A 26,409-nucleotide genomic window follows, 5' to 3' on the forward strand; every position below is an offset into this window, starting at 1 on the left:
GAATGGTCTCCCCCTCCCACTAACGGCGTCGCAATGCGCCAAAATAGAAATAATTCTATTTGAATGGACATAAGGGGAAGACCATGACTAAGCATAAGACAATAGGCCTTGATTTAGCAAAAAACAGTTTCTATTTTGTTGTTTTGAATGAATTCGGAAAACGAATTACGCGAAAGAAGCTTAGTCGAAAGCAGGTTCTGCCTTACTTTGCAAACCTGGAGCAGTCGGTCATAGCCATGGAAGCATGTTCCTCTGCACACTATTGGGGGCGGGAAATTAGAAAACTAGGCCACAAAGTACAACTTCTGCCACCTCAGCATGTGAAAGGGTATCTACGTGGCCAGAAAAATGATTACAACGATGCTCAAGCTATAGCGGAAGCTTCCCAGCATGGCGCTATACGTACCGTCGAAATTAAAACGATTGAACAGCAAGATCGGCAAAGTATTTTGCATATGCGGCGCCTCTTAAACGTAGAACGTACCAGACTGATTAACCATATGCGGGGCCTATTAAGCGAGTACGGTATTGTTCTGGCACAGCGAGCAGCTACAGTCAGAAGCGAAGTGCCTCGAATATTGGAAGACGCTGAGAATGAGTTAACTGATGTGTTCCGCCAGTTTCTTAACCGCCAGTATTTACGATTACTCGACATCGAGAAGGAGCTGAGTGAATATCAGGATTATATAGAAGCCACTGTTAAATCTAATGATACTTGTCAGCGTTTGATAACGATGCCTGGTGTCGGTTCTATCGTGAGCATTTCCTTAACCTCCTGGATGGGAGATGGGCATCAGTTTAAGCGCGGCAGAGATGCATCCGCAGCTTTAGGACTAATCCCTCGTCAAAACAGCACTGGAGGAAAAAATGTCTTACTGGGTATTAGTAAACGGGGTGACTCCCACCTCCGTTCTTTAGTTGTTAACGGGGCGAGAGCTGTGGTTGCACACGCCAAGAATAAGACCGATAAACTCAGTATCTGGATTAACCGCTTAGTTGAGCAAAGGGGCTTTAACCGAGCTGTTATCGCATTCGCTAATAAAATGATACGGATGGCATGGGTAATTGTGACTAAAAAACAGGAGTATAAACCTATTGAAAAGCTAGTTTGTTGCTAACCATTTAATTAATTAGAAATTTTCAATATCACCGAATTTGTGTGATTAGCATTTAAGATGAAACACAGGTCAAACCGACGTACCCAAAACCTGACGAATACATCGGATATTAAGTCCGAGCCAATGATTAGTAGGATGGTACGTGCGAATGATTCATCAAGGTCCGAAGTTATCACTTCAATATGAAAGACCGAATATATGACCGCTAACCTGTCCCTATCATCGAAATGCTACTTGCGCAAACGGGGAGACCATATATGTATTCGGAGTCTAATTGAGACTTTTTGCTTTAGCCCCAGCTCCACGATGAGATCCGCGCCAGATTGTCCTCAAAAATGTGAAAGCACTCTAGTTGCTGTTCTGGACAACAGGTTTTCAATCTGGTGGTCTAACCGTTTTGTCATCTTTCATTTTCATATGCAAACTTGATTTATGTTCTGATCTCGAAAGTTTTATGAGTTGCCATGACTGACCAAGCGATTCTGGCTAGCTTATTCGCCAAAGCAACCAAAGCTACATTGAAAGGCTTCCGACGCTTCAAGTCTAGTAACCATGTACCAAAATATTTCTCCGCAGTTGCATCTCGCCACAGCACTGATCTAGCTGCGTGAACAAACAGTTCGCGAAGCTCTTTGTTACCCCGCTTCGATATACCAAGAAGCCTCGATTTTCCACCTGTTGAGTATTGGAATGGAACCAATCCTATCCAAGCAGCAAAGTTACGACCGTTAGAAAAATCTTTTGGATTGGATACTGCTGACAGACAACAGGCAGCAGTCATTGGCCCGATACCAGGAATAGATTGCAGCAAAGTAAACAGCTCATTGTCATCATTAAGCGTTTCAATCTTCTTATCTTGTTCTTTAATCTTCTCATTGAGGAGATTGTAATGATCTAATTGTTCTCGTAACTCAAAAACAAGTAGTGGAGGAACTGATTGCCCAGTGTCAGCAAGCCACTGAAAAAGCCGTTTCATATTTGCATGACCACGAGGGAAACTAAAGCCAAACTCGACAAGAATTGAAGAAATTCGGTTCATCACAGCCGTCCTTTCCCTAATGTAGCCAGTTCGAATTCGACGAATCACACTTCCTAATTGCGCTTGCTCAGATTTAGGCGTTACAAACCTCATTTTAGGTCTTGTCGCAGCTTCGGCTATAGCGTCAGCGTCAATGAAGTCATTCTTGTGGCTTTTAACATACGGCTTAACGTATTGAGGTGGAATGAGCTTAACCTCATGGCCAAATTCCTGGCAGCGTCTAGCTAGCCAGTTTGCACCACAACAAGCTTCCATTGCTATGGTTACAGGTTCATGTACAGAGATAAATTGAATTAGTTTTGCCCTAGAAAATTTATGTCGATATAGCTCTTGACCAGAATGGTCGTGACCTACCAAGTGAAAGGTAGATTTACCAAGATCGATACCGATTGTTTTGATAGCTGACATGATGGCACCTCCCGAAGTTCAGCGACTATGCTGAGTGTAGTTTAGGTGTGGGGCGTACCATCTAATTAACGTGCGCGCCCCGATTTTGACCTGGCATTAGGAAATGTAGGGCAAATTCTGACAGGATTTATCGGTTCAAAACCTCGCTGAAACGTAATGGGGCAATTCCGTGTCAGTGAATCTGCCCATTTAGTTATTTGCGGATTGCTCTGAGTAAAGCAAAGCCATGCCTTAATCGTCGGTTATCCAGCGCATCAGTAAGGTAGGTCATCTGCTGCAATACCAACATAGTCTGGCTCTAAGTATGTCTGGAACTGAACCGCACTAATTGAACTGTGCCCTAACATCACTGCTTTGCAAACCCTATGCATACCATCCATCACTCGCCCTTCATGACACAAAATAATGGGATACGACAAGTCTGCATTTTGGATTAGCGATGCATGCTCTAAAACATTTTTGCACGTTGGGCGTGCACCACCCAAGTCGTACCAAAACTCTTCCTCGAGTTCTTTGATATCGGATAGCTGTATTTCTACGGTAGGTAACTCACGAGAAAGCTCAATTAGCCGAAATATGTCCCAAGCAAGTAAGCCCTTTGCCGAGTCTCTAAAGTGATATTGTTGTCTCATATGCCTCCGTGCTCCGTAACGCTTATAGAAGAAGGAACCCATATTTGCATTCCACCTATGTTGCCATCATTCACTATGAAACTCCGAAGGTACCACCTGATATGTGAATCGACAAAGAGGCGCGGGGTAGAACTACGACAAATTTCCGAATTCTTAGTACCACTAATTAGTACTAAACAATAAATATTTAGGATATTGATAGGATTTAGATAGCAAAAAGCCGCTTCTATCAGGCGATAAAAGCGGCTTTTCTCATGGGTGGAAGCCCCAGCCACATCCCGGCACACAAGTCGTCCACCCTGGCTGCTTCCTTCCGGACCTGACCAATTAAACGGAGTATTGTTGCGGGAGGACCAGAGCCTCCATAGATTCTTTTTCAATGGCCTACGACCAAAGAGTGCGGGGATTATCTGTCATCCCCTTCGCCAATGCAAGCTATTCAGCTCTCGATTTTCTATATTGAAGTTCAAACGCTTAATATTTGTCCTTATTCCAGAGTTTCCATACTCAAAAAGTAATCAGTAGCCCATGCTGCGCCTAGCATGAAGATCCAGGCCACCAGCACCTGATCCGGTATTTCAACTTCAGGATTAAGAATTAACGCCGCGAAGCCAACGGTAGGAAGCGCCCAATATATAAGCTTGCTCCAGTCCAGTTCTCCGATTTTCTTAAGAGACTCAGACACCGAAATAATTCCGGTAACGGATAGAGCTACCATTGCCGCAAACTGCAACCCGGCTATCCACATCGGTATAATAAACAGTAACGCGCCCCAACTGTGTGCGGGCGAAGACCTCCAGTTCATTGCAACATACCAGATTAATGTAACCGAAAGCAGTTGGACGACTGTAGCCCCTGCACTACCAGTAACTTTGCCATCTACTTGCGCCAGGATTATCCCCGTATACATTGCCATCACGCATATACCGAGCAGTATTTTGACAACTTTAGTGCTCTTAGAGTCAAACGCCACCATCAAAATAGGGAAAAGGATCCAGGTACTAATGGAGAGCGCCAGTTCCTGAAGCGGGAGTGCCAAACCATAAGCACTCATAGCCACAATAAGAAGAATTCCATATACGCCACTCTGCGGATACAACCATAACGCAGGAATAAGAAGTGCGATAAGCGGAAGGTCACCCTGAACAGAACTCAGGGAATAGATGCCTACAACTGTTAAAAGTACAGTCGTTAAAAATCGGATAACAGACATTACCATTAAATACCTCCACTGTACTTAATTGTCAGAAATACCTATTTTTATAATAAGCAACTTTTTGGAACAAAGATTGGATTTATCTCACTAGTTGTTAAAAAAGAGTGAATTTTAAATTAACTCTGCTCACAACCCGCCATTGCTTTCGTTACCATTGCCTATGTATTATTCATGCAACTACGAACAACTTTATGGTGTTATGGAAAACTTTCTGCCTCAGATTTACGCTGTTATCTACCAGATTCCTCATGGCAAAGTCACAACCTATGGTGAGATAGCAAGGCTAGCCGGATACCCAGGTTATGCCAGGCACGTAGGAAAAGCTCTGGGAAACCTTCCCGAAGGTTCTAAACTACCCTGGCATAGAGTCATTAACAGTAAGGGGGAGATATCTCTAAAAGGCGATGATTTCCTTCGCCAAAAATCTCTACTGGAATCTGAAGGCATAGGCGTTAACGCTAATGGAAAGATAAGCTTGAGATTGTATCGCTGGAACGGATAAACCTCAAACTAAATGGAGTTTGGTTAGCGAACACCGATTAGCATCAGAGACACTTCGGTTGTCTGTTTTTTATCTGTTATCACAAGATTCTCTGTATCTGTCGTAAACCGTAACTTACCGTCTATTTTTATCGATGCTCGTATGTTGTAGTGATGACCTTTCTCAATTTCATTTGCATCGTAGCTAAGCTCAAAATCAAAGGGAACCTGTTCCCCTTCAGTTGTGAAGGTTTGCTTTGCCAGCACTTTAGCCGGAGCATCCATCAACGAAACATCTTCTAAAGTAATTATCACCACGGCGGTGTCCGGGAGTGCAATACGCTCCCGATAAGCAATCATCCCTTTTACTGCTTTCATCATCGGTTCTTTGTGTTCGACCACCGGTTCTACTGGTGTTACAGGCTGTTCCTGTTTTGTCGATTCACAGCCAACCAAAGCCATCGCAAGCAGTACCGAAGCAAACCAAATAAGTGTTTTTTTCATCCCTATTCCCTTTGTACTATCATTTGAATTTGTTCAATGAACACAATCAATAAGAAACAGTATATTGCAATTAAGTCACATTAAGAGTATTTATTTGCTTCCAAATTAACGGAGGTCTGATGAGCCGAGCACTTAACGAGTTACTAGATCTGCTAAAACTAGAACAACTAGAAAAAGGACTATTCAGAGGGCAAAGTGAACACCTAGGATTGCCTCAGGTATATGGCGGCCAGGTATTGGGACAAGCCCTTTCCGCTGCTCGTTATACGGTCGACAATGAAAGAACGGTACACTCTTTCCATAGCTACTTCCTGTATCCGGGTGACCCAGAAAAACCGATTGTCTATGATGTTGAGAATCTTCGCGACGGGCGTAGTTTAAGCACTCGAAGAGTAAAAGCGATTCAGAACGGCAGACCTATCTTCTACCTTACTGCGTCTTATCACGGCTCAACTCCAGGATTTGAGCACCAAAATGCCATGCCAGAAATCCCAGGTCCTGAAAACTACGCCTCAGAGTCTGAGCTTGCAGGCCAGATAGCCGATTTCCTGCCAGACAAAATTAAAGAGATTTTCTGTGGTGAAAAGCCTATTGAAGTGCGTCCGGTTAATGTCGTAAATCCGCTCAAGCCCGTTAAAGCTGAACCAAAACAGTACCTTTGGATAAAAGCGAACGGACAAGTGCCTGATAATCAGCTTATCCACCAATATCTTATGGCCTACGCCTCTGACTGGGGTTTTCTGGTGACCGCGCTTCACCCGCATAAAGTGACACTGATGACACCAAAATTCCAGGTGGCGACCATCGACCACTCAATGTGGTTCCACCGTCCTTTTAAGATGGACGAATGGTTACTCTATGTTATAGAAAGCCCTACTGCCAGTAACGGACGTGGTTTGGTTCGTGGTGAAATTTTCGACAAAGAAGGCCATCTTGTTGCTTCTGCAATACAAGAAGGTGTTATGAGATTCACTGATTAGAAAATTTTTCTCCAAGAGCAATAAATCAGAGCAAAAATAGCGAAAAAATCCTCTCAGATTCGACATATATTTACATCATAAGATGAAATGCAAGAATTTGAGAGGTTTCGATGAATAAGCAATTGTGGAAAGGGTTTGTTGAGGTAGTAAAGAGAGAGGTTGTGCCTGCACTAGGGTGTACTGAACCTGTATCTGTTGCTTTGGCTGCTTCAATTGCCGTCGAAAAGCTTGGCGGCTTGTCCAAAGAGGACTTATCCGACGTTACTATCTCTGCGTCTATTTCTCCTAACCTGATGAAAAATGGCATGGGTGTCGGCGTTCCTGGCACAGGTATGGTTGGTATGCCAATCGCAGCCTCTGTTGGCGCTATTGCAGGTGATGCCCATGCTGGATTAGAAGTTCTGAAAAACATCACCGATGCCGATGTTGTCGAAGCGAAGTCTATTATTGACAGCGGCCGTGTTTCTGTTGATGTCGCTGAAGTAAGCAACATACTTTATGCAAAAGTGACAGTGAAAAAAGGCACTTCGTTCGTCACCGTTACCATTGCAGATAGCCATACTAAAGTTGTCTCTATCGAAGAGAACGGCATAACCACCTTCTCCGAAACCTGTCACTACGTTGCCCCAGTTCACGATAATCCTTTTGAAAATGCTGATGCCCAGGACGTGTACGATTTTGCATTGAATGCTCCTATTGAGGATATCAGCTTTATCGAACAAGCAGGCGATTTGAACGATGCACTTTCTGTAGAAGGCTTAGAAAAAGAGTATGGCTTAAAAATTGGTAGCACCTTCCAAAAAAACGTTGAACAGGGCTTGCTATCAGGCGGATTGTTAACGGAAGTGATCACCCGTACATCTTCTGCTTCTGATGCAAGAATGGATGGCGCAATGAAACCGGCAATGAGTAACTCAGGTTCTGGCAACCAGGGCATTGCAGCGACTATGCCAGTCGTTGTTACCGCAGATTTTCTGAAGGTAACGAAAGAGCAAAAAATTCGTGCATTAATGCTCTCTAACCTGATGGCCATCTATATCAAAAGTCATCAAAATAAGCTTTCTGCTTTATGTGCAGCTACCACTGCTGCAATGGGTTCAGCGGCGGGTATGACATGGTTGCTTGGCGGAGACTTCAAACAGGTAAGCAACGCTATCTGTAGCATGATCGGCGATATTTCCGGCATTATTTGTGACGGTGCGAAAACAGCATGTGCAATGAAAGTATCGTCTTCTGCGGGCGCTGCGGTAAAAGCGAGCTTAATGGCTAGAAATGGCGTGTATGTGACGGGCAGTGAAGGCATCGTAAGTGACGATGTAGACACTTCTATTCGCAACCTATGTGCACTGGCTAACGGCTCAATGGCACAAACCGATGTCCAGATCCTGGATATTATGGTTAACAAACACTGCAACTAACTAATTGCTACATACTAACCACAAATTAATCACTCTAATGGAAGAGCCGTTGTATATTTCAGCGGCTCCATCGCAAACGTCGAAGTCACATCTGAGATGCCATCCACGCTATTGACCAACTTCTTATAAAACTCATCAAAACGTTTCATGTCAGCGACCTGAACTTTCATCATATAGTCGTATTCGCCCGCCATCCGATAAAACTCCATGACTTCGGTAAACTGAGTAACGGTTTCGACAAATTGGCTATACCACTCGTGGGAGTGATTACTTGTTTTGATCATCACAAACGCGGTAAAAGAGAGATCAAGTAACTCTGAATTTAGCAGTGCAACCCGCTTGCGAATAACACCGCTCTCTTCGAGGCGTTTTAACCGCTTCCAGCAAGGTGTTGTGGTTAGGTTTACAGCATCCGCTAACTCATTCAATGAGATTGTACCGTCCTTTTGCAGCATGGAAAGCAGTTGTCTATCCGTTTTATCTAGCTTCATTGCTACCTCTTTGGCCCTTTTGCACACTAGAAACAATTACCACATACTAACTATTTAGTAGAAAAATTTCATTCTTAAAAAGGGCAGGAATAAAAATACCCCACTTCTATAAAAGTGGGGTAAGTAATGTGTCGCCTATACAACTGTAATTATCGAACTAGATATTAACCATGACTAGCGCGCCCTTTATTGTCGTGCGACAAGTGCTTGTCCAGTTCAGCTTCGACATGGCCCGGGGCTTGAGTTGAACCAGATATCAGACGATACATAGCCGGAATAACAAACAGAGTAACTAACGTAGCGAATGCCATTCCAAAGAAAATTACCGTACCAACCGCTACCCGACTTTCATAACCAGCTCCAGATGAAGTGATCAGTGGGATAGAACCAGCAAGGGTAGTAAATGCTGTCATCAGTATTGGTCTTAATCTTCGTGCAGAAGCATCAATGATCGCCTTCTCAAATTCAACTCCCCGGTCACGTAACTGGTTAGCAAACTCTACGATAAGAATACCGTTTTTGGTCACCATACCAATTAGCATGATCATGCCTATCTGGCTGTAGATATTCATCCCTTGCTGCATGATAAATAAGCCAAGGAAGCCACCAAACACGCCCATAGGTACAGTAAACATCACAACCAGCGGGTTAATAAAGCTTTCGAACTGAGCAGCAAGAACTAAGTAAGCCACCAGCAATGCCAAAGCAAATACTACCAACACACTAGACTGGTTCTCTTTGTAGTCTTTAGACTCACCGGAATAGCTTACCGATATGTCTCCCGGTAAGTGTTCAATGGCTTTTTGATCGAGATAGTCCAGAGCTTCTCCTAGCGTATACCCATCAACAACGTTCGCGGTTACCGTAATCGATTTTTGCTTATTGTAGTGAGATAGCCTGTTTGCTGATGCCACTTCCTCGATTTGCGTTAGCGCATCCATTGTAACCAGCTCACCATTCGCAGCCCTCAAGTAGATCTGGCTTAAGTCTGTGGCGTTGTTAAAGCTATTTTCATCACCTCGGAGATAAACGTCATACTCTTCTCCTCGCTCAACGTATGTCGTCTCGCTCTTACCGCCTAACATGATTTCCAAAGTGTCGGAAACATCACTGATAGGAATCCCTAGCTCAGCCGCACGTTGCTTATCCACTGTTACCAGCAACTCTGGGGTTTTCTCGGAGTAATCGATCTCTGCACCTTCCATCATTGGGCTTTCTTCGGCATCCAGTTTTAATACCTCAGCCCAACTTCTCAACTCTTCATAGTTAGAACCACCTAAAACAAACTGGACTGGTTCACTTGAGCCCCGTCTAAAACCGGGTGTAAATGGAAAAACACGAGCGTCTGGTATACCAGTTAGCGCTTTTCTAACCACTCCTAACGCTTCCTGAGCTGTTACCGTCCTATCGTTCCAGTCTTCCAGGATCATAATAACGAATCCGGTCTGATCACCCGCATTACCACCAAAAGCCGGACTCTGAATGCTAAAAGACTTTAGTATTCCTTGGCCCAGCAATGGAATCAGCTTCTGTTCCACCAGGTCCATATTGCCCGCCATACGGTTGTAACTTGTCGCATCGGCACCACGTACAAACGCAAACACTACACCACGGTCTTCGGAAGGAGCCAATTGTGAAGGAACCATATTCATCACCTGATAACTGCCACCAATACAGCCAAGTATGATTAGTGGCGCGATGATACGAACTCGCATCGCTTTAGATAGCAGGAATCGATAGCCTCTTTCCAAAGCTCCAAACATTTTGTCTACAAAACGATTGAATACATTTGGCTTTACATTGGCTTTAAGAATCTTACTCCCCAGAACAGGGGTCAGAGTCAACGCCACCAAAGATGAGAAGATAACTGACATCGCCAACAGCACTGAGAACTCTGTAAACAGCAGCCCTACCATGCCTTCCATAAAGGAGATTGGCAGAAATACCATTACAAGAACAAGAGTTGTTGCAATTACTGCAAAGCCCACTTCTCGGGTACCTTTGTAGGCCGCTAACAACGGAGGTTCACCCTGCTCAATGTGGTGGTAGATATTCTCCACTACAACGATGGCATCATCTACGACCAGACCAATGGCAAGAATTAGTGCCATTAAGGTAATCAGGTTGATAGAAAAGCCAAAGAAGTAGGCAGAGATAAACGCAGATATCAAAGATACCGGTACGGTGACAGCCGGGATCAACGTTGCCCTAGCCTGACCAATAAAGATATAGAGAACGAGAACAACTAAACCGCCAGTAATAAACAGCGTGTTGTAAACCTCGCTAATTGAACGCTCGATAAATACCGTTGAATCGTAATCGATCGCTAATCGGGTGCCTTCGGGCAAAAACTTCTGTATCTCTTCTACTTCATGGCGAACAGCTTTCGCAACGTCCAACGGGTTGGCATCTGACTGAGGAACAACGCCCATACTTACGTTAACGACACCGTCACTTTTAAAGGTAGAGCTTTCGTTTTCTGCCCCCAAATAAACATCCGCAACATCCTTCAGATATATCGGAGAACCGTCGCTGGCACGTCTTACTACTAAATAATCGAAATCTTCAGGTTGGTTGTAGCTGCGAGCTGTTCGTACCGACATCACGATGGCGTCATTTCGAACTTCCCCTCCCGGGCTTTCCAGGTTTTCAGCACGCAATGCAGTAGTAATATCTGAAGAGGTCACACCCCGCCCAGCCATGAGCTCGGGTTTAAGCTTCACATACATCACTTTGTTCAAGCCGCCAGTTACCGTAATGGAACTAACACCAGTAAGTAGGCTGAAGCGATCCATTAATACGCGGTCGATATAGTCAGTAAGCTGGGTTCGGTCCATCTCTGATGAACTCAAGTTAACGTATAAAGACGCTTCTCCCGAGCCGTTGTCCTTATAGACAATTGGATCGTCAGCTTCGTCTGGTAAGGAACGTTGGGCTCGGGCAACTGCGTCTCGCACATCACTGACCCCGGTGTTCAAATCGTAACCAAGCTCAAAAGTAACTTTTATCCTCGACATGCTATTTCTGGTCGTCGAAGAAATTTCATCGATGCCACTGATCCCTGAAAGCCTTTCTTCGATAGCAGAAGTTATCTGGCTTTCTATAATCGTTGCTGAAGCACCTTCGTACCGCGTAGATACGGTAACAACAGGGCTTTCGATATCCGGCATCTCCCTTACCGCTAACCGATCAAAAGAGACAATACCGAACACAACCAGCAGCATACTCAGTACAAGCGCAGCAACCGGTCTTTTAACAGAAGTATCCGATAACCACATTACGAATTGTCCTTATTATTTTGACCTGTTTTGTCACCCTGAGATTTCGCTTTATTGGCGCTCAGTTCCCGAACTGTTGCACCGTCACGCATATTTACAAGACCTTGTACAACGATACGTTCACCAATATCCAGCCCCTTCTCTATGACCACCTCATTGCCTACTCTGGCACCTAAAATTACTTCAGATCTTTTCGCCTTGTTGTTCTCATCAACAATATAGACGTAACGCTTTGTACCGGAATACTGTAACGCTTGTACTGGTATGATAGGTGCTTTGATTGGTGGGAACTCTAACAACGCAGACATTAGCATGCCTGGCTTGAGCTTTGAGCCAGAGTTATTAAAGTTAATACGGACTCGAAGGCTTAGTGTTTCGCTATTAATACGGGTATCGATACCTACCACTTCACCTGTAAACAACTCACCACCCCAAGCATTAGAAGCTGCTTGTACTTGCATCCCTTCTTGTATCATTGGTAGGTAACGCTCTGGGACATTCAAATCGAGGCGCATCACAGATAGGTTATCTAAAGTGAGTAGCTCTGCACCTGGGCTGACCATTTTACCGCGGCTAAAATCAACAAAGCCCACTGTTCCCGCAAATGGAGCGGCTATATTCATATCCTGGAGATTCGCTTTTTCAGCTTCTAGCCTGGCGTTGGCAATATCAACACTTGCTTGTTGAGCGTCGATTTCTGTCTGAGTAATCGCCCCTCTTTTAGCAAGACGCTTAAATTCTGCAAGCTTACGTTTTTCATCCCGTAAATAGGCATCCGCTTCTGCAAGTGCTGCTCGAACTTTATCGTCGTTAAGTTGAACCAGAAGTTGACCACGAGTGACATTTTGGTTTGCAGAAACCTTAATCGAAGAGATTATTCCGGAGACTTCCGGAGAAATAACCACTGACTCTTTCGCTTCAAGCTTGCCTATAAGCGTGAGTGACTGAGAGATTTCATGGATATCTACTTTTTCCGTTACAACGAGCGTTGAGCGAGCTCCTGATGGCTTTCCCGGTCCGTTAGCCATGACGCTAGTGGGAAAAGAGGTAACCATGGCGGCTGACAAACATAAAGCCAATAAAGTTTGTTTTTTCATATTCTTATACTCTTTTTGTTCCTAACACCATTCTATCAACAATTATTCTTTTGTACGTAAAGGAATGTAAATGTGATCAAATACAGGACTTTTCTTACTAAAACGAAAAAGTCGATTGGTAAAAGTGACGCTTTAACTGGCATGTCGACGAGTAAATGTTCACTTTTCAGCATCTTTGCCCAAATTTAAAGCAGTCGAGCCAAAATTGTAATAAAACACTTTACAGCTCAGTCGAGTTTGCTATTATGCGCTCCACACTTGATGAGCAGGTTGGGAAAGCGCTTATTAAGCATGTTTTTAAAACATGAAAAACACCCTGGAGGGGTTCCCGAGTGGCCAAAGGGAGCAGACTGTAAATCTGCCGGCTCCGCCTTCGATGGTTCGAATCCGTCCCCCTCCACCATTTTCTACCTATTCAATAGGTAACACTTGATAGCTTGTGTTGGGAAAACAGTTATTAAGTATGCTTTTTATAGCATGAAAATACACCCTGGAGGGGTTCCCGAGTGGCCAAAGGGAGCAGACTGTAAATCTGCCGGCTCCGCCTTCGATGGTTCGAATCCGTCCCCCTCCACCATTTTCTACCTATCTAATAGGTAACACTTGATAGCTTGTGTTGGGAAAACAGTTGTTAAGTATGCTTTTTATAGCATGAAAAAATACCCTGGAGGGGTTCCCGAGTGGCCAAAGGGAGCAGACTGTAAATCTGCCGGCTCCGCCTTCGATGGTTCGAATCCGTCCCCCTCCACCATATTTAAAGCCAGCTCATCGAGCTGGCTTTTTTGTTTTCATTAGATTTAATCATCTATAAAACGCGCCAACCTTTCATCCTACCGATAGATATCTTACATTTCATATTTGGAACACCATACGCTTCAAAAACATCCTCATAAAATCAGATAGTTACAAGAGCATTAGAAAAACTAATGCTTTATATAATAATTAATATCAAATACTATAAATTATTAATCACCACCAAATGGTACTATTTCATAACTATTATTCTGTCTATAAATTTAACAACGAGATAATATTATGTGGAATAGACTAAATGGCTCAATGATGTTCTGTCAGGCCATGTTCGGATTATCCTTCTACGGGGTAATGGTGATACTAACGCGATTCTTCCTTGAAGAGCTGGGGTACAACGAAGCCGATACCATGATGGTAGTTGGTGCATTTTCTTCCATCGGCCCACTGTTTGCTATCGCCGGTGGTTTTATTGCTGATAAATTCCTTGGAGCGTACCGCTCACTAACAATAGCATACCTTGGCTTTGCTTCAGGTTATGCGCTCCTTTTCTTAGGCGCTTCTACTAAAAACGTTCCAATGGCACTTTGTGGTATTGCTCTGGCTAGTTATTCCCGAGGGTTGATGTCCCCTTCCTACCCTAGTCTTTTCAAACGCACATTCTCATCGCAAGAAGATTTTGAAAATGGCTATCCGGTAAACTACTCTGTGAACAATGTCGGCGCTCTGATCGGTCAGTATGCCTTCCCACTTCTTGTTCTTGTGCTTGGTTTCAACGGCAGCTTTGCTTTATCAGGAATCCTTGCAGGTTTGGCGCTTTTCACACTAGTGACTTTCCGCAAGCCACTCGTTAATGCAGCGGCAGAGCTCGACCAGGCACCCGTTAGCAACAAAAACTGGATATTGTTTGCAATAACATCTGCTGCCATGATCGGCCTGGTATTCTTTATGTTCTCGAACATGGAGATCGGTAAAAACATCGTTTACGCCATCGGCGCTGCAGCGATTCTTTACTTCATCTCACTGATGTTTAAGGTACAGAGATCTGATGCACTCAAGATGGGTACCATCCTTATCGTGGTTGCATTAACCACCGCGTTCTTTGTTTATTACGGTCAGATGATGACTTCTATGACAATGGTAACCATTAATACCATGCGCGGTGATTTGTTTGGCATCATCCCTATCGCGCCAGAGGCATCCATGGCGATGAACCCTCTTTGGTGTATGGTAGCAGGACCAATCATTGCTTACTCGTTCTCATCTCTAGAGAAACGTGGCATCAGCCTTTCTACAGCAACTAAGATTGCAATTGCATTCATCCTTACGGCAATTGCCTTTGGTATCTTAACTGTTGCAGTACTGGCTGTAGGTGAAGATGTGGTTATTCGTCCTGAAGTATTCCTGGCTATTCATTTCTTCCAGGCGTTTGCTGAAGTTATTGTGGGAAGCATGGTTGTTGCGTTTATTCTATCGGTAACACCGAAGCATATTGAAAACTTCTCCGTGAGCTTGTTCTCTGTAGCTATCGCGCTTAGTGGCATCGTAGGCGCTGTTTTTTCAACGTCTATTGCACTTGAAAAAGGTCAGGAGATCACTCAGGAAATCGTACAGACTGTTTATGGTGATTACTTTAAGCTGCTGACTATCCTTGCTGTTGTAATGGTCGCTATAGCACTGCTTGCATCTGTGGTTATTCGTAAAATGCTTGAGAAAGCAGATGATGATTCGGAGCAGCCGGAGCTATCTGAAGCGCATTAATCACTTGATATCAAAATAAAAGGTCATCAATCCCGAGGATGATGACCTTTTCTATTTTAAGCTTCTGAGGTTTCTAATTCGTGCTCTTCAAGATTAGCTTTGTTCAGCAGCCTTCGGATAATGGCAGAACACACCAAAGCAACAACAACCATAACCAATGCTGCTAACGTTAGCTTGCTAAAATAACCGCCATACACTTCTTGTACAAACCGCTGAGTAACCACCTGCTCTTCATCCATCGCTATCGATGTTGAGAAAACCGCACCTATAATGCCGCTTAGCGCTATCGCTACGGAATATAAACTTACTGAAAAACTCTCGATTCGCTTAGGTGCTACAGAAAGAATAAAGGCAACAACCATCGTGCCTACTATTACTTCAGCAAATGACTGGAAGAAATGGACAGCCAGGAAAACTTCCGGTTGAAGTACTACGTCTTCGCCAATGGTAAGAACTGATGCGGTTAACACACCAAATGCAATCGCTGTTAACACGAATGCCATCGCAACTTTAGTTGCTGTTGTGAAGTTCACACCTCGCTTTTCTAAGCTTGAAAAAACGTAGGCAATAACAGGGCCAGCCACCATGCACCAAAGAGGATTCATAGCCATAGCCGCTTCTGGTGCAATCGGAATAAATCCAAATAGATCACCACGCATAGTGTTCATAGTAACCATGTTCATTGAGGTCATGATCTGGCCGTAATAAACAAGAAATACCGTTGTTAACGCTATCATGATTAGGATAGTACCCAACTTTATCTTCTCAGCTTTCGATGCTTTAAATATCAAGGATACGAAGTAAAGAATCGCCGTCAGGCTAATGGCATAAACAATGTTTTTACCAATATCCATATTCGAGAACATAAAGAATACTAGTGCGATCATTGCCGTAGAGGTTAGCAAAAATAGCACCCAATTCTTAACACCTACTGGCGACTGATCTTTATCACCTGAAACTTTTACTAGTGAACCTCTGAACACCACCAGAATTAGCAGGCCAAGAGAAGCCATTACCGCCGACATCATAAAGCTACCTTTGTAACCAAGAACAAAGATAAACATCGGGTACGTATACTGTCCTATAACAGCTCCAAGATTCTTGATCGAATAGTTAACAGGAAAACCATTTTCGAAATCTGCCTGGGATGCAAATGTGTTTCTATAAAGGCTTGGGAATGAAGGCGCCATCAAACCAGCTGAGTAGCTTGCTAATGCTATCCCTGAAAGGCTTAAAGGGACATTCAGTACGGACGACCCAAAGACGAGTAGTATGTACCCCAAAGTAAAGCCTACATAACTGATAGTAAGAGAGCGATAAGCACCAAGGAACTTATCTGCAATAAAGCCACCAGCAATCGCAAACAGAGGGCCAATAGCAGAAAAAGCCCCCACGACCATCATTGTATCTGCTTCACTGTAATTTAGCTCTTCCAAAAAAAAGCGAGTCAGAACCACCATTACGCCGTAAAACGACAGGCCGTACATCGACTGACAGAACATCAAAGACGTATTAAGTCTATTCCACATATTAAACCTTTAATAAACTCAGTTAGTGAGAATTTCAGGGCGCGCATACTAGCACCGGGAAGGGTTTAAAAAAAATGAATAATTGGCACGTATTTGAGTACTTACATAGCTCTCATGAATGCGTCACTTAACAATACGATATGCGGAGATTATGTTTATCGAGTTATTTCTGGGAAAGCGGATGATTTTCAGGGACAAAAAAAGCGCGACACTTTAGAAGCTGCCGCGCTCTAGCCCGTCACAGGCTGAATTTATACTTCGACGTGCAAACAGGAAACTGCGTGAACGTCTGTACCCTTAATCTGGGGTTTCTGTTGTGCACAAAGATCGGTTGCCTTAGGACAACGCGTTCTGAATACACAGCCAGATGGAGGGCTGATTGGTGAAGGCAAAGTCGCCTTCCAGCATTTGAATCTCTTTAGTACGTTCAATCTTAGGATCAGGAATCGGTACTGCTGACATCAGAGCCGTTGTATACGGGTGCTTAGGATTGGCAAACAGCGCTTCTGCTTCACCTAACTCAACCGCATTACCAAGATACATAACCAGTACGCGATCAGAGATATGTTTCACAACAGAAAGGTCGTGCGCAATAAACACAAGGCTCAGACCAAGTTCATCCTGAAGCTCTTTTAGCAGGTTAACCACCTGTGCCTGAATCGATACATCTAATGCTGATACTGGTTCGTCACAGATGATCATCTTAGGTTTAAGGATAAGCGCACGTGCGATACCGATACGCTGACACTGACCACCAGAGAACTCATGCGGGTAACGGTTGATAACGTTCGGTAGCAAGCCTACCTTCGCCATCATTTCCTTAACGCGGTTGCCTTCACTTCCGTTTTAGAAAGTTCAGGGTAGAACGTCTGAAGTGGTTCTGCGATGATATCACCGACTGTCATACGAGGGTTCAGAGACGCCAGAGGATCCTGAAATATCATCTGAATCTCTTTACGAGTTTCACGACGCTTCACCTCGTTCATCTTGGTCAGATCCTGACCAGGCCAAACTACCTCACCGTCTGTCGCTTCTACCAGGCCGATAATAGCGCGAGCAAACGTAGACTTACCACAACCAGACTCACCTACTACACCCAGAGTTTCACCTTCGTAAAGGTGTACATTCACGCCATCAACCGCTTTCAGGTTAGAAGGCTTAGACCAAGGCCAGGCAGACTTGGATGCGATGCTGAAATGTACTTTAAGATTTTTTACATCAAGCAGCAGATTTTTGTTGTTTGATTTTGCTTCTAAACTCATTTGTTCCAAGCCTCCCAGTCAGAAAAACATGCACGCTGACGACCATCGCCAAATGGCGTCAGGATCGGAGCGTCTTTCTTACAGCGATCCGTTACACGGTGGCAACGCTCCTGGTAAGGACAGCCCGGTGGAAGGTGTAATAAGTTTGGTGGGTTACCCGGAATAGTTGGAAGAATTTCACCTTCAGTATCAAGACGAGGAATCGCCTTCAGAAGGCCTTCCGCATACGGGTGGCTTGGGTTATAGAAGATTTCGTCAACCGTGCCGTATTCCATTGTACGACCAGCGTACATAACCAGTACTTTGTCACAAGAACCAGCAACTACACCCAGATCGTGGGTAATCATAATGATCGCAGTGTTGAACTCACTCTTAAGCTCGTTCAGCAGGTCCATGATCTGTGCCTGAACCGTTACGTCCAAAGCAGTCGTTGGTTCATCAGCAATCAGTAGTTTTGGACGACACAGAAGCGCCATTGCAATCATTACACGCTGACGCATACCGCCAGAGAACTCGTGCGGGTACATAGTGATACGCTTACGCGCTTCAGGGATCTTAACAGCCTCAAGCATGCGTACAGACTCTTCGAACGCTTCCGCTTTGCCCATGCCTTTGTGAAGCATCAGTACTTCCATTAGCTGGTCGCTAACTTTCATGTACGGGTTAAGTGAAGTCATCGGATCCTGGAAGATCATCGCAATCTGCTCTGAACGAACCTTGTTCAGTTCTTTTTCAGGCAGATTAAGAATCTCTCTGCCTTCGAACTTAGCACTACCTTTGATAATACCGTTCTTCGCCAAAAGGCCCATGATTGCAAATACGGTCTGGGATTTACCCGAACCTGACTCACCTACGATACCAAGGGTTTCACCTTGATTCAGTGAGAAATTTAAATCGTTAACTGCGGTTACGATACCATCTTGAGTGGTAAATTCTACGCGCAGATCTTTGACATCTAATAAGCTCATTATTCTTTCCAGTTCTTATCTATCTTTTGGATCCAACGCGTCACGAAGACCGTCACCTACATAGTTAAAGCAAAATAGCGTTACAACCATAAACGCAGCTGGGAACATAAGCTGCCAGATTGCCACTTCCATTGTTTGCGAACCTTCCTGAAGCAGTGCGCCCCAGCTGGTCATCGGCTCTTGCACACCAAGACCAAGGAAAGAAAGGAATGACTCGGTAAGAATCATACTTGGGATAAGCAGTGTTGAATAAACCGCAACGATACCCAGTACGTTTGGAACGATGTGACGAGTGATGATATTCCACTTGCTCACACCACAAACGTGTGCCGCTTCGATAAACTCTTTACTACGCAAACTCAGTGTCTGACCACGTACAATACGCGCCATATCCAGCCATGCGATAGCACCGATTGCCACAAACATCAGTACGATATTACGACCGAAGAAAGTAACCAGTACGATTACCAGGAACATAAATGGCACAGCGTACAGGATTTCCAGAACACGCATCATAATGCGGTCAACACGACCACCGATAAAGCCAGATGTTGCACCGTATAGCGTACCGATAAGTACCGCTACAAATGCACCAAGTACACCAACCATTAGTGAGATACGCCCACCAACAAGAGTACGTACATAGAGGTCACGACCCAGGCTGTCAGTACCAAACCAATGCTCAGCGGAAGGCGCTGCATGCAAGGCGTACCAGTCCGTATCATCGTATGCAAACTCTGCCATCATCGGCAGGAAGATAACACCAAGTGTCATCAAAAATAAAATAGCCAGGCTCACCATCGCCGCTTTGTTACGCATAAAGCGGATACGAGCATCTTGCCATAGGCTACGGCCTTCGATTTCTAAGTTTTCAGCAAACTTCTCGACCGCTTCAAGATTGTCTTTTTTCGTTAACATGTCATCCGCTCCCAATTAATAACGAATTTTCGGGTCGATTGTCGCCAGCAGAATATCAACAATAGTGTTGAATAAAATGAATAGGAAACCAATCAAAATGGTTACACCCATTACTAGCGAGTAGTCGCGGTTAAATGCAGCGTTAACGAATAGTTTACCGATGCCCGGCAAACCAAAAATAGTTTCGATAACAACAGAACCAGTGATGATACCTACGAAGGCTGGTCCCATATAAGAAACAACCGGAAGCATCGCTGGCTTAAGTGCGTGTTTAACGATGATGTAGTGGTAGCTCAACCCTTTCGCACGAGCAGTACGAATAAAGTTACTGTTAAGCGTTTCAATCATGCTACCACGGGTAATACGTGCAAATGTTGCGATGTATAGGAACGACATCGCCAATACAGGCAGCGCCATATAGTAAAGAGAACCATCATGCCAGCCACCAGCAGGCAGCCACCCGAGATTCAGCGCAAAAATATAGATAAGTACAGGCGCAAATACGAAGGATGGCATTACTACCCCCACCATGGCGGTGGCCATCACTATATAGTCGAACCATGTATTTTGCCGGAGTGCGGCAATGGTTCCGACAAATACCCCCATTATCACCGTAAAGATAAACGCAACCGCACCTACTTTGGCAGATACTGGAAGAGCACCGGAAATCAGCTCATTTACGGTAAAATCTTTATACTTAAATGAAGGACCAAAGTCGCCTTGAATAATGTTAGTCAGGTAAGTCAGGTACTGCTCATGTACCGGCTTATCAAGGCCATACTTTGCATTAATGTTCGCCATTACTTCCGGAGGAAGTGGGCGTTCTGTAGAAAAAGGGTTACCCGGTGCAAAACGCATCAGGAAGAAAGATACCGTAATCAATACCAACATCGTTGGAATCGCTTCTAATATCCTTTTTGCAATGAATTTAAACATAAACTCACTCTTGTTCAGTCTGTGACGTATGCCGCCTGGTTAAATAAACTATTTGTATACAAACACTTAATTCAATCAGTCAGGCAATAAATTAATAGTAAACAAAAAGACGCTGCATGTGTTTCCACATGCAGTGTCTGAAAATTATAGTTTTATTGTAGTTAAGAATTACTCAGCTTTGATGTATAGGTCTTTTGAGAAAATCTTATCTTCTGCGTTGTTAACCGGGAAACCACCTACGCGAGGGTTAACAAGACGTGCTTTAACGTACTGATAGATAGGAGCTATTGGCATATCCGCCGCTAGCTTCTGCTCTGCATCAATGTAAAGCTGAGCACGTTCTGCGTCGTTAGTTGACAGTAGCGCTTTATCCATAATCGCGTCGTACTCATCGTTGAAGTACTTAGGATCGTTAGAGCTGTTATTGCTCTGCATTAGAGACAGGAATGAAGACGCTTCGTTGTAGTCACCACACCAACCAGCACGAGTTACGTCAAAGTTACCCTGACGACGTGTATCCAGGTAAGTTTTCCACTCCTGGTTCTCTAGCTGGACATCTACACCCAGAGTCTTCTTCCACATAGACTGGATTGCAGCAGCAATCTTCTTGTGGTTTTCAGACGTGTTGTAAAGAAGAGTGAACTTCAGTGGGTTGCCTTTATCGAAACCAGCTTCAGCCAGTAGGCGTGCTGCTTCTTCGTTACGCTCTTTCTGAGACAGCTGACCGTAAGCAGGTAGCTCTGGGTTGAAGTTTGCAGTGATTTCCGGAGTTAGGAAGTATGCTGGCTTCTGGCCTTGACCTAGCAGTGCTTTAGTGATGATGTCACGGTCGATAGCGTAAGAAAGTGCTTTACGTACACGTACGTCATCAAACGGTGCTTTCGCGTTGTTGAAGCCGTAGTAGTATGAACACAGGTTACCCTGGATAGAGACTGACTCTTTGTGATCTTTCTGCAGACGACGGAAGTGTTCGTTAGGAAGTTCGTTTGTGAAGTCGATTTCACCAGATAGGAAGCGGTTCATCTCAGCTACCTGGTTTTCGATTGGAAGGTAAGTAACCTTAGTTAGAACAGTTTTAGCGTTGTCCCAGTACTGCTTATTAGGAACCATTTCGATACGCTCGTTCACAACCCACTTGTCCATAACGAATGCACCGTTACCAACGAAGTTACCAGGTTTAGTCCACTGATCACCGAACTTCTCTACAGTCGCTTTATGTACAGGCTTAACTGTAGTGTGACCCATCATCATTACGAAGTAAGGAAGAGGAGTAGTCAGTTTAACTTCTAGAGTTTGAGCATCTAATGCTTTAACACCCAGAGTTTCTTTGTCTGCTTTACCAGCAATGATCTCAGCAGCGTTGACCATCTGAGTCATTTCCAGGTACCACGAGTATGGAGAAGCAGTGTTTGGATCTACAGCACGCTGGAAACTGTATACGAAATCTTCAGCAGTTACTGGATCACCGTTAGACCACTTAGCGTCTTCGCGTAGGTGGAATACGAATGTTTTGTTGTCTGCAGTTTCCCAAGACTTAGCAACACCGGGAATAGTGTTACCATCAGCATCCTGGTTTACAAGACCTTCTAGTAGGTCACGGATTACGTGTGACTCTGGCACACCTTCCGTTTTATGCGGGTCGATAGACGCTACTTCTGTACCGTTACCACGAACCAATTCCTGAGCTTTTGCTAGCTTTGTTCCAGCAGGAACATCTGCAGCAAGAGTAGAAAAAGAAGTTGCTGCAACAGTTAAGCTCGCACCTAATAAAAGGGCTTGTGTAATTTTGTTTTTGTACATGCAATTAACTCCAAGTAATTTTTGTTTGCATCCATGACGCTTCAACGAGCCCCGAACGGCAGGGAATTTATAAGTTTTTAGATTAATCTTTTTCCAAAAACACATAAGCTCATCGAAGATTGCGTGACAAGCTATCAACAATCGAAGGAATTTGCCATAAAATTGTAGTAAATAAACATTTAAATTTTAGAGCTGGTCAATATTTTGGTTACATTCTCTACGATCTGTTTTATTCACGATTAAGTTCTAATCATTCCATAATTTGCAGAATATAAAGAGATCTAAATCACATTTTTTGACAACCGAATGCAATCAACTCTCATAGAATCATTAACTTATTGATGTAAGTGTTAATGAAATAAATTCTCAACTACTCAAATATTGTACTTTTAAATTACCGTCAATGGGCAAATCACACGAATATAATAAATTTTATAGGGCACAAGATGTAAACATAACCTTACATAAGTAAACTTTATGTAATGATGCTTGTATTTCAAATTGCCTCAAACTTACTACATATCATACGGTTAAAAATACTGTTAGCTAAACATCAAAGTACTGATAGTCATTATTCGAACTTGTTAACATTATATTGAACCCAGTAATTAATTATGCGCTTATTAATAAATGAGGGCTATTTCGATGAGGTTTTATTTAAGCCGTTATTCATATTTTCATACTCAAAGTTACGTTGATTAATATTTATTCAATTAACTTGCGTTATATTAATTAATAAAAAAGCCCGCATAAATATGCAGGCTCAATAAATAATAATACCAGTTTAGCGTGTGACGTTTATTAGCTGTCCGACTTATCCCAGCGAGACGCGGCTAAATGATCTGAGTCTCTTGATTCCACCCAACGGGTATTTTCTGTCGTTCGCTCTTTTTTCCAGAAAGGTGCTTTGGTTTTTAAGTAATCCATCACAAACTCACAAGCTTCGAACGAAGCACCGCGATGCGCACTGGTTACACCCACAAACACAATCTGATCGCCGATGTCCAGATCCCCTACTCGGTGTATTACTCTGAGCTTCAATAATGGCCAACGCTTCATCGCTTCTTCACAGATTTCAGATAGAGCCTTTTCTGTCATTCCTGGGTAGTGTTCTAACCTTAGTCCTAAAACACTGTCTCCGAGGTTCATATCGCGAACTTTGCCAGAAAACATCGCGACCGCACCAGCTTCTGAGCCTTCAGCAAGCAATCCATATTCTTCACCAACAGAAAAATCGTCTTCAGTAACCGTAATACTTATCGACATATCAGCCCCCGGTAACCGGTGGGAAGAATGCAACTTCATCCCCATCATTGACTGGTGTATCTAAGGGAGAAATAGTTTGGTTAATAGCAACAAGAAGTTTTCCAGGTTCCAGAGCAAGCGACCATTTGTCACCTTTTTGGGCCAACTCAGCTCTTAACTCTTCAGCGGTAGCATAAGTTGATTCTACCTCAACGCCATCTTGCCCAACGAGCTCTCGGGTTTGAGCGAAAAAAAGAACTTTAATCATGATTCCACCTTAAAATGTCCTGATTTCCCGCCTTTCTTTTCAAGCAGGCGTACATTTTCAATCACCATATCTTTCTGCACGGCTTTACACATGTCGTAGATAGTAAGAGCAGCAACTGACGCAGCAGTTAACGCTTCCATCTCAACACCGGTCTTACCTGCTAATTTACATACAGACTCGATACGAACTTTGTTTTCCTCTTCTATTGCTTCAAGTTGAACTTCAACCTTAGAAAGAAGTAACGGGTGACAAAGCGGAATAAGATCCCAGGTTTTCTTAGCAGCCTGGATACCGGCAATTCTTGCTGTTGCGAACACGTCACCTTTGTGATGGCTACCGGAAACAATGAGTTGAAGCGTCTCTGGTGCCATTTTTACGAAAGCTTCTGCTCTCGCCTCACGTACAGTTTCTGTTTTAGCTGAAACGTCGACCATATTCGCTTCGCCAGAGGCATTAATATGAGTAAATTCTGACATCGAGATTAACCTTTTAGATGTGGCATAAAGTTACAAGGGCGGTGCGATGCATCCAACTGCTGCTTAATGATTTTTGTCCATGCTGTTTTGCAAGCGCCCGGAGAGCCAGGTACAGCAAAAATCACCGTTTTATTTGCCATTCCAGCAAAAGCGCGAGACTGAATAGCCGATGTACCGATCTCTTCAAAAGAGAGCATACGGAACAGCTCACCAAAACCTTCAACTTCTTTATCGAAAAGAGGGAGAATCGCTTCAGGAGTGTTATCCCTAGAAGTAAATCCCGTACCGCCAGTCATTAACACAGCCTGAATGCTGTCGTCTGCGATCCACTGCGAAAGTGCGGCTCTCAGTTGATATACATCATCAATGACAATTTTTTTGTCTATCAGGTTGTGGCCTGCTTCTTTCAGCTGTTCTACAAAGTAGTGACCAGAAGTATCGTTTTCTTCTGTGCGGGTATCAGATACGGTTAATACTGCAACATTTGCAGGCTTAAATTCGCTTACAGCGTGTCCCATAAGTTCACCTATGTTCTTAACTTTTTTGGTATACGTTATCCAGCGGTAGTTAGCCGCCGATGGATGCCAGATGTGGTGTCATGCCCGAGTTGCCATCATGCAAGAAGTGGCTTACGGACTTGTTCTGTAATTCGTGTTGGATGCGTGCAATAAGCTCTTCGTGTTGCTCGTCTTCTTGTAGCAACTCGCGCAACTCTATGCCCTGCTCCCCGAACAGGCACATATGGAGCTTACCCAATGCAGAGATACGCAGTCGGTTACAGCTTTCACAGAAGCTTTTTTCGTACGGCATAATCAGTCCGATTTCACCCTTATAATCAGGATGAACAAAGACTTTTGCAGGCCCATCGTTGGCTTCTCTTACTTTTTGTACCCAACCTTCCGCAATAAGTTTGTTTTGGATGCTAACACCAGACTGGTGATGCTTGCGGAACAAAGAATCCATTTCCCCGGTTTGCATCAGTTCGATAAATCGAAGCTGAATCGGGCGATCCTTAATCCAGTTCATAAATGCGGGTAGTTCTTGTGCATTGAGATCCTTCATCAGGACCACATTTGCCTTGATTTGCTGATACCCGACTTCAAAGGCTCTATCAACCCCTGCCATTACCTCACTGAACTTGTTTTCACCAGTGATCTGGTAAAACATTCTTGGGTCAAGGCTATCCAGGCTAATATTGATATTGCTCAGTCCAGCCTCATGCCACTCATGGACGTGCTTCTCCATGCGATAGCCGTTGGTGGTCATCGCGACCTTTTTAATACCTTCAGTCGAGGCAATGGTATGAACTATTTCGGTGAAATCTTTGCGTAAAGTAGGCTCACCACCAGTAATACGAACTTTGGACGTACCACAGTCCGCAAACGCTTTAACAACACGTTTGATCTCTGGTAATGATAAAAATGATGAGTTCTTACGACCAGACGGTTTATAGCCATCTGGTAAGCAATAAGTACATTTAAAGTTACATACATCTGTAACTGAAAGACGCAAATAATAAAATTTGCGATTAAAACTATCTTCGAATTGTCTCGCCACGGAACACCTTTCCAAACACGGGAGGCTGACTCATTTCTAAATCAACCCTGGTGGCAACATGCCACGGCTCTTAACACATATTCTTCAACTTAGCGCTAAAAGCTCGGAGTTATGGCAGCTATAAGATTTACGTAATCAATACAGCAGCTGGTTACAAAGGTAATAGATTTACTTGCTATCTGCCAGAGTTTTGTGGCAAAAACGTTGTGTTTCCCACATTTCAATTTTATTTTTTATTAATTGTGAATGGGGAATCCCTACAGATTAAAAACAAATAT

General features: G+C 43.8%; 22 protein-coding genes, 3 tRNA genes, 1 other RNA gene, 1 pseudogene and 1 riboswitch. Of the genes and pseudogenes, 8 read left to right on the forward strand and 19 right to left on the reverse strand.

From position 1 onward, the window contains the following. Positions 1–83 precede the first annotated feature (83 nt). Complete coding sequence (locus tag P7F88_RS21905; protein ID WP_277828270.1) at positions 84–1,118, forward strand: IS110 family RNA-guided transposase; 1,035 nt, start codon at positions 84–86, stop codon at positions 1,116–1,118. A 430-nt stretch (positions 1,119–1,548) separates the two neighbouring features. Here the strand turns inward: P7F88_RS21905 and P7F88_RS21910 are convergent, their stop codons facing one another. The 4 genes from P7F88_RS21910 to P7F88_RS21925 form a co-directional block, all read right to left on the reverse strand. Further along, positions 1,549–2,565: an IS110 family RNA-guided transposase gene (locus tag P7F88_RS21910; RefSeq protein WP_225460373.1), complete on the reverse strand. Its 1,017-nt coding sequence runs from the start codon at positions 2,563–2,565 to the stop codon at positions 1,549–1,551. 254 nt (positions 2,566–2,819) lie between these two features. After that, the gene (locus P7F88_RS21915) at positions 2,820–3,197 is read right to left on the reverse strand and encodes a hypothetical protein (RefSeq protein ID WP_277828272.1); all 378 of its coding nucleotides are present in this window, start codon (positions 3,195–3,197) and stop codon (positions 2,820–2,822) included. 262 nt (positions 3,198–3,459) lie between these two features. Further along, positions 3,460–3,556: signal recognition particle sRNA small type (ffs, locus tag P7F88_RS21920), an RNA gene on the reverse strand. 128 nt (positions 3,557–3,684) lie between these two features. Continuing rightward, on the reverse strand, positions 3,685–4,416 hold the full coding sequence (locus P7F88_RS21925; protein ID WP_277828274.1) for a VP0952 family biofilm-associated protein: 732 nt from the start codon (positions 4,414–4,416) through the stop codon (positions 3,685–3,687). 196 nt (positions 4,417–4,612) lie between these two features. Here P7F88_RS21925 and P7F88_RS21930 point away from each other — a divergent pair, with 196 nt between their 5' ends. After that, complete coding sequence (locus P7F88_RS21930) at positions 4,613–4,915, forward strand: MGMT family protein (RefSeq protein WP_277828276.1); 303 nt, start codon at positions 4,613–4,615, stop codon at positions 4,913–4,915. A gap of 23 nt (positions 4,916–4,938) precedes the next feature. On the opposite strand, the gene P7F88_RS21935 is transcribed toward P7F88_RS21930, so the two are convergent. Next, entirely contained in the window at positions 4,939–5,397 is a 459-nt protein-coding gene (locus P7F88_RS21935) for a YbaY family lipoprotein (protein WP_277828278.1), read from the reverse strand. 119 nt (positions 5,398–5,516) lie between these two features. Here P7F88_RS21935 and tesB point away from each other — a divergent pair, with 119 nt between their 5' ends. Continuing rightward, positions 5,517–6,377, forward strand: a complete 861-nt coding sequence (tesB, locus tag P7F88_RS21940; protein WP_277828280.1) for an acyl-CoA thioesterase II — start codon at positions 5,517–5,519, stop codon at positions 6,375–6,377. 110 nt (positions 6,378–6,487) lie between these two features. Next, positions 6,488–7,795, forward strand: coding sequence for an L-cysteine desulfidase family protein (locus P7F88_RS21945; RefSeq protein WP_277828282.1), 1,308 nt, complete (start codon positions 6,488–6,490; stop codon positions 7,793–7,795). A gap of 29 nt (positions 7,796–7,824) precedes the next feature. Here the strand turns inward: P7F88_RS21945 and P7F88_RS21950 are convergent, their stop codons facing one another. The 3 genes from P7F88_RS21950 to P7F88_RS21960 all read right to left on the reverse strand — a co-directional run bounded on the left by P7F88_RS21950 (position 7,825) and on the right by P7F88_RS21960 (position 12,661). Further along, positions 7,825–8,286: an Lrp/AsnC family transcriptional regulator gene (locus P7F88_RS21950; protein WP_277828283.1), complete on the reverse strand. Its 462-nt coding sequence runs from the start codon at positions 8,284–8,286 to the stop codon at positions 7,825–7,827. Between the two features lie 164 nt (positions 8,287–8,450). Beyond that, positions 8,451–11,564: a vibriobactin export RND transporter permease subunit VexH gene (gene vexH / locus P7F88_RS21955; protein WP_277828285.1), complete on the reverse strand. Its 3,114-nt coding sequence runs from the start codon at positions 11,562–11,564 to the stop codon at positions 8,451–8,453. Then, positions 11,564–12,661, reverse strand: coding sequence for an efflux RND transporter periplasmic adaptor subunit (locus P7F88_RS21960; protein ID WP_277828287.1), 1,098 nt, complete (start codon positions 12,659–12,661; stop codon positions 11,564–11,566). Before P7F88_RS21960 ends, vexH begins: the two co-directional genes overlap by 1 nt. Before the next feature lie 318 nt (positions 12,662–12,979). On the opposite strand from P7F88_RS21960, the gene P7F88_RS21965 reads away from it, so the two are divergent. The 4 genes from P7F88_RS21965 to P7F88_RS21980 all read left to right on the forward strand — a co-directional run bounded on the left by P7F88_RS21965 (position 12,980) and on the right by P7F88_RS21980 (position 15,172). Beyond that, positions 12,980–13,064, forward strand: a tRNA-Tyr gene (locus tag P7F88_RS21965). 89 nt (positions 13,065–13,153) lie between these two features. Further along, positions 13,154–13,238 (forward strand) — tRNA-Tyr (locus P7F88_RS21970). A gap of 89 nt (positions 13,239–13,327) precedes the next feature. After that, a tRNA-Tyr gene (locus tag P7F88_RS21975) sits at positions 13,328–13,412 on the forward strand. A gap of 284 nt (positions 13,413–13,696) precedes the next feature. Then, positions 13,697–15,172: a peptide MFS transporter gene (locus P7F88_RS21980; protein WP_277828289.1), complete on the forward strand. Its 1,476-nt coding sequence runs from the start codon at positions 13,697–13,699 to the stop codon at positions 15,170–15,172. 56 nt (positions 15,173–15,228) lie between these two features. Here P7F88_RS21980 and P7F88_RS21985 read toward each other — a convergent pair whose 3' ends face one another. The 11 genes and pseudogenes from P7F88_RS21985 to moaA all read right to left on the reverse strand — a co-directional run bounded on the left by P7F88_RS21985 (position 15,229) and on the right by moaA (position 26,131). Next, positions 15,229–16,701 carry an oligopeptide:H+ symporter gene (locus P7F88_RS21985; protein WP_277828291.1) on the reverse strand — a complete coding sequence of 491 codons (1,473 nt, stop codon included), beginning with the start codon at positions 16,699–16,701 and terminating at the stop codon, positions 15,229–15,231. A gap of 251 nt (positions 16,702–16,952) precedes the next feature. Beyond that, positions 16,953–17,963 (reverse strand): annotated as a pseudogene (oppF, locus tag P7F88_RS21990) (murein tripeptide/oligopeptide ABC transporter ATP binding protein OppF). Further along, positions 17,960–18,931: an ABC transporter ATP-binding protein gene (gene oppD, locus P7F88_RS21995; RefSeq protein WP_277828293.1), complete on the reverse strand. Its 972-nt coding sequence runs from the start codon at positions 18,929–18,931 to the stop codon at positions 17,960–17,962. The pseudogene oppF and the gene oppD overlap by 4 nt, the downstream one beginning before the upstream one ends. 15 nt (positions 18,932–18,946) lie before the next feature. Next, positions 18,947–19,849, reverse strand: a complete 903-nt coding sequence (gene oppC / locus P7F88_RS22000; RefSeq protein WP_277828295.1) for an oligopeptide ABC transporter permease OppC — start codon at positions 19,847–19,849, stop codon at positions 18,947–18,949. Between the two features lie 15 nt (positions 19,850–19,864). Further along, positions 19,865–20,785, reverse strand: a complete 921-nt coding sequence (gene oppB, locus P7F88_RS22005; RefSeq protein ID WP_277828297.1) for an oligopeptide ABC transporter permease OppB — start codon at positions 20,783–20,785, stop codon at positions 19,865–19,867. 168 nt (positions 20,786–20,953) lie between these two features. After that, entirely contained in the window at positions 20,954–22,585 is a 1,632-nt protein-coding gene (locus P7F88_RS22010) for an ABC transporter substrate-binding protein (protein ID WP_277828299.1), read from the reverse strand. A gap of 801 nt (positions 22,586–23,386) precedes the next feature. Beyond that, positions 23,387–23,851 carry a molybdopterin synthase catalytic subunit MoaE gene (gene moaE, locus P7F88_RS22015; protein WP_277828301.1) on the reverse strand — a complete coding sequence of 155 codons (465 nt, stop codon included), beginning with the start codon at positions 23,849–23,851 and terminating at the stop codon, positions 23,387–23,389. Position 23,852: 1 nt separating this feature from the next. Next, positions 23,853–24,098: a molybdopterin synthase sulfur carrier subunit gene (moaD, locus tag P7F88_RS22020; protein WP_277828303.1), complete on the reverse strand. Its 246-nt coding sequence runs from the start codon at positions 24,096–24,098 to the stop codon at positions 23,853–23,855. Beyond that, entirely contained in the window at positions 24,095–24,574 is a 480-nt protein-coding gene (gene moaC / locus P7F88_RS22025; protein WP_277828305.1) for a cyclic pyranopterin monophosphate synthase MoaC, read from the reverse strand. The genes moaD and moaC overlap by 4 nt, the downstream gene beginning before the upstream one ends. A 5-nt stretch (positions 24,575–24,579) precedes the next feature. Continuing rightward, complete coding sequence (moaB, locus tag P7F88_RS22030; protein ID WP_277828307.1) at positions 24,580–25,092, reverse strand: molybdenum cofactor biosynthesis protein B; 513 nt, start codon at positions 25,090–25,092, stop codon at positions 24,580–24,582. A 49-nt stretch (positions 25,093–25,141) separates the two neighbouring features. After that, entirely contained in the window at positions 25,142–26,131 is a 990-nt protein-coding gene (moaA, locus tag P7F88_RS22035) for a GTP 3',8-cyclase MoaA (RefSeq protein ID WP_277828309.1), read from the reverse strand. Beyond that, positions 26,120–26,252: riboswitch (molybdenum cofactor riboswitch) on the reverse strand. (Overlaps the previous gene by 12 nt.) Between the last annotated feature and the right edge of the window lie 157 nt (positions 26,253–26,409).

It is taken from the genome of Vibrio hannami (genome assembly GCF_029589055.1).
GTDB lineage: Bacteria > Pseudomonadota > Gammaproteobacteria > Enterobacterales > Vibrionaceae > Vibrio > Vibrio hannami.